Below are 11,716 nucleotides of genomic sequence, written 5' to 3'. Positions count from 1 at the left end.
CCCCCGCTTCAAAGGTTTGAGATAGGAGTCGCCAGGTTTACGACTGCTGCGCAGCCGAGCGGGAGCAAGCTCCCTCTCCACGGTTTTTTGCGTCGCTTCCACAGGGGTTATTCACGCGCTGTTAATGCCGCGTCGCAATCCAGATCAGCAGCCCCGCCTGGAACATGGCAAACGCCACCAGGCACGTGATGGTAAAGCGCAAGCCGGTGTCTTCGCGCTTGAATTTGTTGACCTTCTCTTCCTGCTTCTTGAGTTTGACTTCCTGCTCCGCCAGGTTCTGCTCGGCTTGTTGCAGCATCTGCGCGGCTTCGAGAATCTCGACGAACTGCAGTTTTTCGGTGTTCCAGTCGCCCACCAGGTCGCCAACCTGGGCGGCCTTGACGCTGCCCTTGAGGTGCTGGGCGTCGGCGTAGACCACCTCGAAGCCGTGGGCCTTGAGGAAGTGATCGCGGCGCAGGCGGGTGTCTTCGTTCAGTGCGTCCTTGTTGTTCAGGTCGCTGCCGTCCACCCGATAGCTCGACCAGCGCTTCTTCGCCCAAGTGATGCCCTGGGCGGCGAGGAAGCGCCCGATTCCACGATTCAAAGGCTCGACTTGCAAGTTGTCAGGGGAGAAAGACAGACGTTTCTCGACGTGGTCGGCCCAGACGTCCAGATGGTTCTGTTCCTTGCGCACTCGTTGGCCGGGCAACTTGATGCTCATGCGCAGCAGGCTGCGCTCCTTGCTGTGGCGCTCGGCGTAGCTGAACTCGACAAAACGCAAGGGCCGCACACCGGTGGCGCGATCGGTCTTGAGCGGGGCCAGCCGGAGCATTTTATGCTGCTCGGCCTGCACATCCGCCCAAGGCTGCTCCGCCGCAGGCGCGGCGGCCGGTTCGGCGACGGTGTCGGGAGAAGTTTGAGTCTCAGTCATAACGGCAAAATCCTGTCCAGGCCGGCTTGTCGACAGCCATTGCGCTGCCCGACGTCGGTTTATCGGCCGTTTTCGCCAGGACTGGAGGGCAATTGGCCGGTATGGCGATCAAGTCCGCTCAACGGGCACCGATCGAGCCGATAAAGCGCAGGATCTGCACACCCAGTTCAGCCGCCAGGGGCAGGTTGGGGTCCTTATAGGACGCCAGTTGCCGCTTCACGTCGTTGGGCACAATGCGCATCACATGGTTCATGCCCTCGATCAGGCCCAGTTGTGCGTCAGGCTTGGCGGCTTTCAACTGCCTGGCGTCCTCGACGCTGACCTGGATGTCATGGCTGCCCTGGATGATCAGCGCCGGCATCTTCAGTGCCGCGAAGGCCTGGGCCGGGTCCTGGCGGAACAATGAGATCAGGTAAGGCTGCACACTGGGACGGAAAATCACCTGCAGCTGTGGAGGAACGTTCGCGTCGGGGCGCCCGGCCTTGAGGCTGTCGAGTAACTCGTTGCTGCGCAACATCAGCGCCGGTGGCAAGCGGCTGCTCAGCTGTTGCCGTAGCACTTGGTCGATCGGCCGGGCACTTCCGGCCACCGAAATCACTGCCGCAGCGTTGGCCTGGGGCGCCGCGAGGCTGGCGATCAGCGCGCCTTCGCTGTGGCCCAGCAGGATCAACGGACCCAGTCGCGGATCGGCGGCGAGCTTGTGGCTCCAGGCCACGGCATCGGCCACGTAGGCCTCGACGCTAAGGTTACGCTCGTCCGGCGTGGCGGCGAGGCTGGCGGCCACGCCGCGCTTGTCGTAGCGGACGCTGGCGATGTTGTGCCTGGCGAGTACCCAGGCCAGGCGCTTGAGGCTGTCGTTGCGCCCGCCCTCGGGGTTGTTTCCGTCACGATCCGTAGGACCTGACCCGGAAATGATCAGGACAACGGGCAACGGTGTATCGGATTTGGGCAGCAGCAGCGAGCCGAAAAGTTCACCGTTGCCGGTATCGAGGCTGATGGGACGTTGCAGGACGGTGGCCTGGGCCAGGCCGCTGACCAGGCCTGTCAAGAGGGCGAGACTCAAGGCAAACAGTTTTAACATCATGAAGCCATTAGTTGCGAAGGTGCCGGTTGGACTGGCGCGCACCGATAAGGTTCGAGGATGAACTACTCGGGGAGCCTGCGTATACTGGCGCCCATCTCGATTTTTCAGCGATTCCACGGAGCACCCTGCATGTCCGGCAATACCTACGGCAAGCTGTTCACCGTCACCACCGCGGGCGAAAGCCATGGCCCGGCGTTGGTCGCCATTGTCGACGGCTGCCCGCCGGGCCTGGAGATTTCCCTGGAGGACCTGCAGCGTGACCTTGATCGCCGCAAGCCCGGCACCAGCCGCCACACCACCCAGCGCCAGGAAGCCGATCAAGTCGAAATCCTCTCCGGTGTGTTCGAAGGACGCACCACCGGCTGCGCCATCGGCCTGCTGATTCGCAACACCGACCAGAAGTCCAAGGACTACTCGGCCATCAAGGACCTGTTCCGCCCGGCCCACGCCGACTACACCTACCATCACAAATACGGCGAGCGCGACTACCGCGGCGGCGGTCGCAGTTCGGCGCGGGAAACCGCCATGCGCGTGGCGGCCGGGGCAATCGCCAAGAAGTACCTGGCCAGCCAGGGCATCGTCATCCGTGGCTACATGAGCCAGCTCGGGCCGATCGAGATCCCGTTCAAGACCTGGGATTCGGTGGAGCAGAACGCCTTTTTCAGCCCCGACCCGGACAAGGTTCCCGAGCTTGAAGCCTACATGGACCAGTTGCGCCGGGACCAGGATTCGGTCGGCGCGAAAATCACCGTGGTCGCCGAGGGCGTGATGCCTGGCCTGGGCGAGCCGATCTTCGACCGTCTCGACGCCGAACTGGCCCACGCGCTGATGAGCATCAACGCAGTCAAGGGCGTGGAGATCGGCGCCGGTTTCGCCTGTGTCGCCCAGCGTGGCACCGAACACCGTGACGAACTGACGCCCCAGGGTTTCCTCAGCAACAACGCCGGCGGCATCCTTGGCGGCATCTCTTCGGGCCAGCCGATTGTCGCTCACTTGGCGTTGAAGCCGACGTCCAGCATCACCACGCCGGGACGCTCGATCGACATCCACGGCAACCCGGCGGACGTCATTACCAAGGGCCGCCACGACCCTTGCGTGGGCATTCGCGCAACGCCGATCGCCGAGGCGATGATGGCGATCGTGCTGATGGACCACCTGTTGCGTCATCGCGGGCAGAACGCCGACGTTCGGGTCGGCACGCCGGTGTTGGGTCAGCTTTGATGGCTGGCCTGCCGACCGCCGTGGCCTGACGAGCATGGCGGCAGTGCCGTACTGGCGGCTTTCCAGCTTCTATCTGTTTTACTTTGCGCTGCTCGGTTCGACCGCGCCGTTCCTGGCGCTGTACTTCGATCACCTCGGGTTCAACGCCGCGCGCATTGGCGAGCTGGTGGCGATTCCCATGCTGATGCGCTGCGTCGCGCCGAATCTCTGGGGCTGGCTGGGTGACTACACCGGCCGGCGCCTGGCGATCGTGCGGTTTGGCGCGATCTGTACGCTGCTCAGTTTCTCGCTGATCTTCATCGACAAAAGCTACGCCTGGCTGGCGATGGTCATGGCGCTGCATGCGTTTTTCTGGCACGCGGTGCTGCCGCAATTCGAAGTCATCACCCTGGCCCACTTGAGCGGGCAGGCGGCGCGCTACAGCCAGATCCGCCTGTGGGGCTCCATCGGCTTCATCATCACCGTGGTCGCGCTCGGTCGATTGTTCGAATGGTTGAGCCTGGACATCTATCCCGTGGCGCTGGCGTTGATCATGGGCGGCATCGTGCTTAGCAGTTTCTGGGTGCCCAACGCCCAGCCCGTGCAGGGGCCGCGGGTGGCCGGGGACGGTTTCCTGCGGCAGTTGCGCAATCCGGGCGTGCTGGCGTTTTATGCCTGCGTCGGCCTGATGCAACTGAGCCACGGGCCGTATTACACCTTCCTGACGTTGCACCTGGAACGCCTGGGCTACAGCCGCGGATTGATCGGCGTGCTGTGGGCCGTCGGTGTGGTTGCGGAAGTGCTGGTTTTCCTGCTGATGAGCCGGATCCTGGCGCGGTTTTCCGTGCGCCGGGTGTTGCTGGCCAGCTTCCTGCTGGCGGCGCTGCGCTGGTTGTTACTGGGGTCGTTGGCGGAGTTTCTCTGGGTGCTGCTGCTTGCCCAGGTCCTGCACGCAGCGACCTTTGGCAGTTTTCACGCCGCTGCCATCCATTTCGTGCAACGTAGCTTCGGTTCACGCCAGCAAGGTCAGGGGCAGGCGCTGTACGCCGCGCTGGCTGGCACCGGCGGGGCGCTGGGCGCACTGTATTCCGGCTACAGCTGGAATGCCCTGGGCGCCGGTTGGACTTTCAACATCGCCAGTCTCGCAGCCTTCGCTGCAGCCGTTATCATTGCCACACGCATGCAAGAGGACAGGCCATGAGCCTTACCCGTGAACAACTCACCCGGGAAATCATCGACGCCGGGCGTTTTCTGTATGGTCGCGGCTGGTCCCCGGCCACCAGCAGTAATTATTCGACCCGGTTGTCGTCCGACCAGGCCCTGCTCACCGTGTCTGGCAAACACAAAGGGCAACTGGGCGGCGACGATGTGCTCGCCACCGACCTGGACGGCAACAGCCTGGAGCCGGGCAAGAAACCGTCCGCCGAAACCCTGCTGCACACCCAGCTGTATCGCTGGCGTCCGCAGATCGGCGCGGTGCTGCACACCCATTCGGTGAATGCCACGGTGCTCTCGCGCCTGACCAGCGCAGCCTTCATCGACTTCGAGGACTACGAGCTGCAAAAGGCTTTCAGCGGAGTCACGACCCATGAGTCCCAGGTTCGCGTGCCGATTTTCGACAACGACCAGGACATCGCGCGCCTCGCCGCCAAGGTTCAGCCCTGGCTCGACGCGCACCCCGATTGCGTCGGCTATCTGATCCGTGGGCACGGCCTGTACACCTGGGGGCCGGGCATGAACGATGCGCTGCGGCAGATCGAGGCGTTCGAGTTCCTGTTCGAATGCGAGCTCAAGACTCGCACACTCTTGAACCGTTAAATTGCTGGAGCCATGACCATGAGCAGCCTGTCCGTCTATCACGTTTCAAGCCCCGAGATTCCGAACAAGGTCTTGACCCATTTCGAAGACATCGCCGCGACCCTCGCCGAAAAAGGCGTGCGCTTCGATCGTTGGGAAGCCGCGACGAAGATCCAGCCCGGCGCCAGCCAGGAGGAAGTGATTGGCGCCTACCGGACCCAGATCGACAAGCTCATGACCGAGCGCGGCTATGTCACGGTGGATGTCATCAGCCTCAACAGCGACCACCCGCAAAAAGCCGAACTGCGCGCCAAGTTTCTTGATGAACACCGTCACGGCGAGGACGAAGTCCGCTTTTTTGTCGCCGGTCGTGGCCTGTTCACTTTGCATATCGACGACTACGTCTACGCGGTACTGTGCGAAAAAAATGATCTGATCTCGGTGCCCGCCGGTACGCCGCATTGGTTCGACATGGGCGAGCACCCACATTTCGTCGCCATTCGGCTGTTCAATAACCCGGAAGGCTGGGTCGCCAAGTTCACCGGTGATGAAATCGCCAGCCGTTTCCCGCGCCTGGAGGACTGAGCCCGTGACGATCAAGGCTATCCTCACCGACATCGAAGGCACCACCAGCGCGGTCAGTTTTGTATTCGACGTGCTGTTTCCCTATGCCGCCCGACACCTGCCGGATTTTGTCCGGCACAACGCCGGGCGCGCCGACGTCGCCGAGCAACTGGACGCCGTGCGCCGCGACAGCGCCGAGCCGGACGCGGACGTCGAACGGGTCATCGCGATCCTCCTGGGCTGGATTGCCGAAGACCGCAAGGCCACGCCACTCAAGGCCTTGCAGGGTATGGTCTGGGCGCAGGGATACACGGCCGGCCAGTTGAAAGGGCATGTCTATCCGGACGCGGCGCAGGCGCTCGAGGCCTGGCATCAGCAAGGTTACCGGTTGTTTGTCTATTCCTCGGGGTCGATCCAGGCACAGAAGCTGATTTTTGGCTGTTCCGAGGCTGGCGACCTGTCGCCGTTGTTCAGCGGTTATTTCGACACCACGTCGGGAGCCAAGCGGGACGCGCAGTCGTATCGGCGAATCAGCGAGGCGATGGGCATTGCGCCGCAGCAAATCCTGTTTCTGTCGGATATCGTCGAGGAACTGGACGCGGCCAGGAATGCCGGAATGGCAACCTGCGGATTGGCCCGCGAGGGCGGCAATCTGGCCGGCCACACGACCGTTGAAAGCTTCGCGCAGATCGAACCTTCGCGCTTCTGAACGCCTTTTCGCTGCTGAAAAAAATCAGGCCATGGCACCGCTGGGTTCCATGGCCTGTCTTTGTTCAGAGCTTGAAGCTGTTGGCTGTCAGGCGCTGTGATAGGTCGGCAGCGCGAAACGGTGCTGGCTCTGCAGCATCGCGACCGGTGGCAGTTCGCTGGCCTGTTCAGCCAGGTCGCGGCGAATGGCACTGATCGCCCAGGAAAGTTGATCCCCGGCATGCAACTGAGCGTAGGAAATCGTACGCTTGAACAGTTTGCCATCGCTGTTACGCAAGGTCAGCAGAATGCCGCCGTCCGGGCGAGGCTGCGTGGTGACTTCGTAGTTGGAAAACAGCGATGCAAACTTCTCTTGAATCATGTTCATAGTTGACTGCTCCATGGTATGGCAAACCGTGGAGGGGTAGTTGCAGTGTCTGTGCCAGCATTGGAATAGTAAAAAATACTTTTAAAAACAATAACTTAATCTTTTCATGTTTTTTTGCATTCGTGCATCTTGCATGAACGGCTATCGTGCATCCTGCATTTTGCGGGGATGCTCGATTATTTTTGGAACCAAACCGCATCCTGGCGCTCCCGCTTCGCTTGTTCCCCGCAGCGGATACAAAACATTGCAAAAACCGCATGTACAGCAGCGGAATCGCTGGCGTAATTTCCCTCCAGATTCGCCCAACCCATAACAAGAACCGCGGCCCACAAGGTCGAACGGGGAAGGATCGTCCATGAGTCGTACACCCAGCGACGCTATTACCTGGGGCATGATGCTGCGCAAACTGCCCGTCATCGCCAGAGTTGTTCCCCGAATCATCAAGGGCCTGAAACTCGCCAACGTCCAGGACCCCACCCAGCCTTGCGGCCTTGGCTGGTGTTTCGAACAGGCCACGCAACGCAATCCCAACGGCCCGGCGCTGCTCTGCGGCGACACGGTGCTGTCTTATGCACAGGTCAACGAACAGGCCAATCGCATTGCCCATTACTTGCTGGCGCAAGGTCTTGGCAAGGGCGACTGCGTGGCGATTGTTCTGGAAAACCGCCCGCAGCTGCTGATTACGGTGTTGGCGGTGGCGAAAGTCGGGGCGGTGAGCGCGATGATCAACACATCGCAAACCGGAGACGCCCTGGTGCACAGCCTGGCGCTGGTCGCGCCGGTGGCGGTGGTGGTCGGGGATGAACGGGTCGCTGTCTTCAACGACGTGCGCGGCCGAACGGCGCTGGCGGATGCGCGGACCTGGTGGGTGGCGGACCAGGACAGTGGCGCGGCTCCGTGCGGATTCGTCGACCTGATTGGCAGCAGCGAGGATTACCCAGGCGATAATCCGCTTGGCAGACAGGTGTTTTTCAACGACCCCTGTTTCTATCTCTATACCTCGGGCACCACCGGGTTACCCAAGGCCGGCGTATTCCGCCATGGACGCTGGATGCGCACCTCCACCAGTTTTGGCCTGATCGCCCTGGACATGCAGCCCGATGACGTCGTTTACTGCACCCTGCCGCTGTATCACGCCACCGGCTTGTGCGTGTGCTGGGGCGCGGCGGTTTGTGGTGCCTCGGGGTTCGCCATCCGCCGCAAGTTCAGCGCCAGCCAGTTCTGGAGCGACGTGCGTCGCTACCGGGCGACGACGTTGGGTTACGTCGGCGAACTGTGTCGCTACCTGATCGAGCAGCCCGCCAGCGCCGACGACCGGCGGCATGAGGTCCGGAAGATGATCGGCAACGGCTTGCGCCCGGGCGCCTGGCTGGCCTTCAAGACCCGCTTCGGGATTGGCCATATCTGCGAACTGTATGCGGCCAGCGACGGCAATATCGGCTTCACCAACATCCTCAACTTCGATAACACGGTCGGGTTTTCCCTGATGGGTTGGGAACTGGTGCAGTACGACCATGACAGCGGTGCGCCCTTGCGCAACCTGCAAGGGCGCATGCAGAAAGTCCCCAAGGGCGAGCCGGGCCTGCTGCTGGCGCGCATCGACGACAAGGCGCCGCTGGATGGCTACACCGATCCGGCCAAGACCGAAAAAACCGTCTGCCGAGACGTCTTCGTCCCAGGCGATCGTTATTTCAACACTGGCGACCTGCTGCGCAATATCGGCTTCGGTCACGGGCAGTTCGTTGATCGCCTCGGCGACACCTATCGCTGGAAAGGCGAAAACGTCTCCACCACCGAAGTCGAAAACGTGCTCCTGCAACATCCACAGATCGCCGAGGCGGTGGCCTACGGCGTGGAGATCACCGGCACCAACGGCCGCGCCGGGATGGCCGCGATCACCCCGGCCGAGTCCCTCGCGACCCTGGATTTCAACGAGCTGCTGCAATTTCTGCAAGGCAAGCTGCCAGCCTACGCGGTGCCGCTGTTCCTGCGGATCAAGGTGAAGATGGAAACGACCGGCACGTTCAAGTATCAGAAAACCCGCCTCAAGGCCGAAGCCTTTGACCCCTGTCTCACGGGCGAGGAACCGATCTACGCCTGGCTCCCCGACACCTCGACCTACGTGCGAGTTGACCGCCAACTGGCGACGCTGATCCAGGGTGGGCAGTACCGCTATTGATTGTGGCTATGGCTCTTGCAGAGAAAAAAGGGATGACAGGCTTTGAGTCCCTCGGGAAACTAGCGGCTTTGCGAAAGCCAGAGGAAGTTGCCCATGTCCGATACAAACCGCCAGATGACCCCGGAAGAGGCTGCGGAGTTTGCCGAGCAGGTATTCAACGTCGCTCGTCAGGGCGATGCCGCGATGATGGCCGCGCTGTTGAGCAAGGGCCTGCCGCCGAACCTGCGCAATCACAAGGGCGACACCTTGCTCATGCTGGCCGCGTACCACGGGCACGTGGAGACGGTAAAAGTGCTGCTGGAGAATAAAGCCGATCCGGAAATCCGCAACGACAACGGCCAGAGCCCGATTGCCGGTGCGGCGTTCAAGGGCGATCTGGCGGTGGTTTCGGCCCTCGTCGATGGCGGCGCGCAAGTCGAAGGCTCCTCCTTCGATGGGCGCACGGCGCTGATGATGGCGGCGATGTTCAACCGGGTGGAAATCGTCGATTACCTGATCAGCAAAGGCGCCGACCCGAAGGCCAAGGATGCCAACGGCGTCTCGGCGCTGGACGCGGCCAGGACCATGGGCGCGGTGGACACCACGGCGCAGTTGGAAAAGTTGTTGGGCTGAAGCCTGGCTCCCTAGTCACAGGGTCCCTGACTTGACCTGGGGTGATGCGCTATCCTGCGCGCCTGAAAATTCAGCCACAGGATCCGCCCATGAAAGCCGCACTCGTCGAACTCATCAGCAAAATCAGCTCCGGCTGCCTGGGCGAGGCGGACATCGAGAAAATCGCCGACGAAGCGGCCCAGGCCTACGCCGACCCGGCGGCGTTCCTGGCGGCGAACCCGGACATCAACTATGACGACAGCTTCCCGATCCCGCTGGGCGAGTGGGTGGTGGTTGGGAGCCTGCCTGACACGGTGCTGTTCCAGGCCGACTCGTACGTTGACCTGTTCGAGCAGATCGTCGCCTCGTTCGGCCCTGGCGTCGCGTTCAACCTCAAGCCCAAGCAACTGGCGAAGACCGAGGCGCTGACCGCGCTCAATCGTATCCAGATCCAGATGAGCAGCCTGAACAAGGAAAACGGCGGCTACGTGCTGATGAACTTCAGCCAGTTGCTCGACGATGAATTGCAGATGGTGCTGGTGTACGGCAACGACGTGCCGCGTGTGCTGGAGCTGTGTGGCGAAGTCGGCATCGCCGCGGCCCCCGCCCTGGAAGCGCTCAAGATCGCGGTTCACGTCTGAAACAATAAAACGGAACCCTTGCCCGGACCCCGCTATCCTAAGTGGGCATACCACCATTCGGGAGCGACACCATGGGTTCCACTTTCAACGGCCTGATTGGCCTGATCATCCTGGCGCTCGATATCTGGGCGATCATCAATGTGCTCAAGAGTGGCGCGGGCACCGGGGCGAAAGTCCTGTGGGTGCTGCTGATTCTCCTGCTGCCGGTGTTGGGCCTGATCATCTGGGCGATTGCCGGACCGCGGGGCAACGTGCGGGTCTGACCGCTCCATGTAATAAAGCCCGACAGGTCCTGCCTGTCGGGCTTTTTTTTTGCGCAACGATATCAGGCCGTCGCTGGCGAAGCCTTCTGCGAAGCACTCAGGAAACGCAGCAAGGCCAGGAGCGGGAAGGCACTGCCGACGATCACTACCCACAGCCAGCCGCCATGCTCGTAGACGGCGCTGGCGATGGACGAACCGAACGCGCCACCGACGAAGATGCTGGTCATGTACAGCGCGTTCAGGCGGCTGCGGCTTTTTGCATCAAGGGCGTAAATGGTGCGCTGGCCCAGGACCATGTTCATCTGCACGCAGAAATCCAGGACCACGCCGGTCACCGCGAGGCCGATCACGCTGTAGGCCGGATGAATGAACGCCGGCAGGAAACTCAGGCTGGCGAACAGCATGGCCAGCAGCGAAGCAATCCGGGTGTGGCCGGCGTCCGCCAGGCGGCCGGCAATCGGCGCGGCGACGGCGCCGATGGCACCGACCAGCGCAAACAGCGCGATTTCAGTCTGGGACAAGCCATGGTTGCGCGACAGCTCCAGGGGGACGGCGGTCCAGAACAGGCTGAACGTGGCAAACATGCACGCCTGGTACAAAGCCCGCTGGCGCAACTGCGGCTGCTGGCGTAGCAAGGTACCGAGCGAGCCCAGCAATTGAGCGTAGGAGGCGCGGTGCTCGGGTTGGCGCTTGGGCACGGTGAACGCCAGGACGATGCTGATTGCCGCCATCAACGCGGCGGCGATCATGAACATTGCCCGCCAGCCGAAATGATCGGCGACGAGGCTGGCCACCGGCCGCGCCAGCAGGATCCCCAACAGCAGGCCACCCATGATCCCGCCCACGACCCGTCCCCGGGATTCTTCCGGTGCCAGGTGCGCGGCCAGCGGAATCAGCACTTGCACCGACACGGAACTGAACCCGACCAGCAATGACACCAGCAGTAACACGTTCGGCTGCTCGGTAAACGCCGCGCCCAGCAGGCTGGCGATTGCGACCACGGTGGTGAGGATCATCAGGCGCCGGTTTTCCAGCAGATCCCCCAGCGGCACCAGGAAAAACAGGCCCAGGGCATAGCCGATCTGGGTCAGCGAGACGATCAGGCTGGCCATGGTGCTGGACAGGCCGACGTCGGGCGCGATCAGTTCGATGATGGGTTGGGCGTAGTAGATATTGGCAACGATGGCGCCGCAGCAGAAGGCAAACAGCAGGACCATGCCCCGGGTCAGGGCAGCGGGCGAGGCGGGTGAATGAGCACTCATGGCAATCTCATCGATCGATTGAAAGGGATGGCGAGAGGCTAAAGACTTGCAGGGCTCTGGAACAGGGCTTGTGGTTGATAGCGGTCATGCCTGCGGTTGATGGTAGAACGCGCTGGAGGGAATGCGAAAGTGCTCTTGTGGGGGGGGGGG

At 62.2% G+C, this 11,716-nt stretch carries 13 protein-coding genes; 9 read left to right on the top strand and 4 right to left on the bottom strand.

Annotated elements, in window-relative coordinates; translation table 11 throughout:
* Positions 1-121: 121 nt before the first annotated feature.
* Positions 122-910, bottom strand: a complete 789-nt coding sequence (locus ACE04F_RS00775) for a hypothetical protein (RefSeq protein ID WP_486104084.1) — start codon at positions 908-910, stop codon at positions 122-124.
* A 118-nt stretch (positions 911-1,028) separates the two neighbouring features.
* Positions 1,029-1,994: an alpha/beta hydrolase gene (locus ACE04F_RS00770; RefSeq protein WP_486104082.1), complete on the bottom strand. Its 966-nt coding sequence runs from the start codon at positions 1,992-1,994 to the stop codon at positions 1,029-1,031.
* A gap of 129 nt (positions 1,995-2,123) precedes the next feature.
* Between ACE04F_RS00770 and aroC the strand changes: the two genes are divergently transcribed.
* The 5 genes from aroC to mtnC are packed head-to-tail and all read left to right on the top strand — an operon-like array spanning position 2,124 to position 6,264.
* Positions 2,124-3,215 (top strand): chorismate synthase, encoded by a 1,092-nt coding sequence (gene aroC / locus ACE04F_RS00765; RefSeq protein ID WP_486104080.1) that lies wholly within the window; start codon positions 2,124-2,126, stop codon positions 3,213-3,215.
* Positions 3,216-3,249: 34 nt separating this feature from the next.
* Complete coding sequence (locus ACE04F_RS00760; RefSeq protein WP_486104078.1) at positions 3,250-4,395, top strand: MFS transporter; 1,146 nt, start codon at positions 3,250-3,252, stop codon at positions 4,393-4,395.
* Positions 4,392-5,012 carry a methylthioribulose 1-phosphate dehydratase gene (locus ACE04F_RS00755; RefSeq protein ID WP_486104076.1) on the top strand — a complete coding sequence of 207 codons (621 nt, stop codon included), beginning with the start codon at positions 4,392-4,394 and terminating at the stop codon, positions 5,010-5,012. The genes ACE04F_RS00760 and ACE04F_RS00755 overlap by 4 nt, the downstream gene beginning before the upstream one ends.
* 18 nt (positions 5,013-5,030) lie before the next feature.
* A complete protein-coding gene (locus tag ACE04F_RS00750; protein WP_305496132.1) occupies positions 5,031-5,576 on the top strand; it encodes a 1,2-dihydroxy-3-keto-5-methylthiopentene dioxygenase in 546 nt (181 codons plus the stop codon).
* Between the two features lie 4 nt (positions 5,577-5,580).
* Positions 5,581-6,264, top strand: a complete 684-nt coding sequence (gene mtnC / locus ACE04F_RS00745; protein ID WP_486104074.1) for an acireductone synthase — start codon at positions 5,581-5,583, stop codon at positions 6,262-6,264.
* Positions 6,265-6,351: 87 nt separating this feature from the next.
* Here mtnC and ACE04F_RS00740 read toward each other — a convergent pair whose 3' ends face one another.
* Positions 6,352-6,630, bottom strand: coding sequence for a DUF3509 domain-containing protein (locus ACE04F_RS00740; protein WP_186637286.1), 279 nt, complete (start codon positions 6,628-6,630; stop codon positions 6,352-6,354).
* A gap of 355 nt (positions 6,631-6,985) precedes the next feature.
* Here ACE04F_RS00740 and ACE04F_RS00735 point away from each other — a divergent pair, with 355 nt between their 5' ends.
* The 4 genes from ACE04F_RS00735 to ACE04F_RS00720 all read left to right on the top strand — a co-directional run bounded on the left by ACE04F_RS00735 (position 6,986) and on the right by ACE04F_RS00720 (position 10,304).
* Complete coding sequence (locus tag ACE04F_RS00735) at positions 6,986-8,809, top strand: long-chain-acyl-CoA synthetase (RefSeq protein ID WP_486104072.1); 1,824 nt, start codon at positions 6,986-6,988, stop codon at positions 8,807-8,809.
* Between the two features lie 93 nt (positions 8,810-8,902).
* Positions 8,903-9,421, top strand: coding sequence for an ankyrin repeat domain-containing protein (locus ACE04F_RS00730; RefSeq protein ID WP_486104070.1), 519 nt, complete (start codon positions 8,903-8,905; stop codon positions 9,419-9,421).
* An 89-nt stretch (positions 9,422-9,510) separates the two neighbouring features.
* Entirely contained in the window at positions 9,511-10,041 is a 531-nt protein-coding gene (locus ACE04F_RS00725) for a hypothetical protein (protein ID WP_486104068.1), read from the top strand.
* A 71-nt stretch (positions 10,042-10,112) separates the two neighbouring features.
* Positions 10,113-10,304 (top strand): PLDc N-terminal domain-containing protein, encoded by a 192-nt coding sequence (locus ACE04F_RS00720; protein ID WP_053149901.1) that lies wholly within the window; start codon positions 10,113-10,115, stop codon positions 10,302-10,304.
* A 62-nt stretch (positions 10,305-10,366) separates the two neighbouring features.
* Here ACE04F_RS00720 and ACE04F_RS00715 read toward each other — a convergent pair whose 3' ends face one another.
* Positions 10,367-11,566 (bottom strand): MFS transporter, encoded by a 1,200-nt coding sequence (locus tag ACE04F_RS00715; protein WP_486104066.1) that lies wholly within the window; start codon positions 11,564-11,566, stop codon positions 10,367-10,369.
* Positions 11,567-11,716 lie beyond the last annotated feature (150 nt).

Source organism: Pseudomonas sp. AGC41, from assembly GCF_057334555.1.
This window is presented reverse-complemented; position numbering and strand designations above follow the sequence as displayed.

Coding starts and splice junctions, on each gene's coding strand:
- ACE04F_RS00760 (WP_486104078.1), top strand. CDS start 3,250: ATGGCGGCAGTGCCGTACTGGCGGCTTTCCAGCTTCTATCTGTTTTAC.
- ACE04F_RS00775 (WP_486104084.1), bottom strand. CDS start 910: ATGACTGAGACTCAAACTTCTCCCGACACCGTCGCCGAACCGGCCGCC.
- ACE04F_RS00725 (WP_486104068.1), top strand. CDS start 9,511: ATGAAAGCCGCACTCGTCGAACTCATCAGCAAAATCAGCTCCGGCTGC.
- ACE04F_RS00730 (WP_486104070.1), top strand. CDS start 8,903: ATGTCCGATACAAACCGCCAGATGACCCCGGAAGAGGCTGCGGAGTTT.
- ACE04F_RS00735 (WP_486104072.1), top strand. CDS start 6,986: ATGAGTCGTACACCCAGCGACGCTATTACCTGGGGCATGATGCTGCGC.
- ACE04F_RS00715 (WP_486104066.1), bottom strand. CDS start 11,566: ATGAGTGCTCATTCACCCGCCTCGCCCGCTGCCCTGACCCGGGGCATG.
- aroC (WP_486104080.1), top strand. CDS start 2,124: ATGTCCGGCAATACCTACGGCAAGCTGTTCACCGTCACCACCGCGGGC.
- ACE04F_RS00750 (WP_305496132.1), top strand. CDS start 5,031: ATGAGCAGCCTGTCCGTCTATCACGTTTCAAGCCCCGAGATTCCGAAC.
- ACE04F_RS00720 (WP_053149901.1), top strand. CDS start 10,113: ATGGGTTCCACTTTCAACGGCCTGATTGGCCTGATCATCCTGGCGCTC.
- ACE04F_RS00755 (WP_486104076.1), top strand. CDS start 4,392: ATGAGCCTTACCCGTGAACAACTCACCCGGGAAATCATCGACGCCGGG.
- ACE04F_RS00740 (WP_186637286.1), bottom strand. CDS start 6,630: ATGAACATGATTCAAGAGAAGTTTGCATCGCTGTTTTCCAACTACGAA.
- ACE04F_RS00770 (WP_486104082.1), bottom strand. CDS start 1,994: ATGATGTTAAAACTGTTTGCCTTGAGTCTCGCCCTCTTGACAGGCCTG.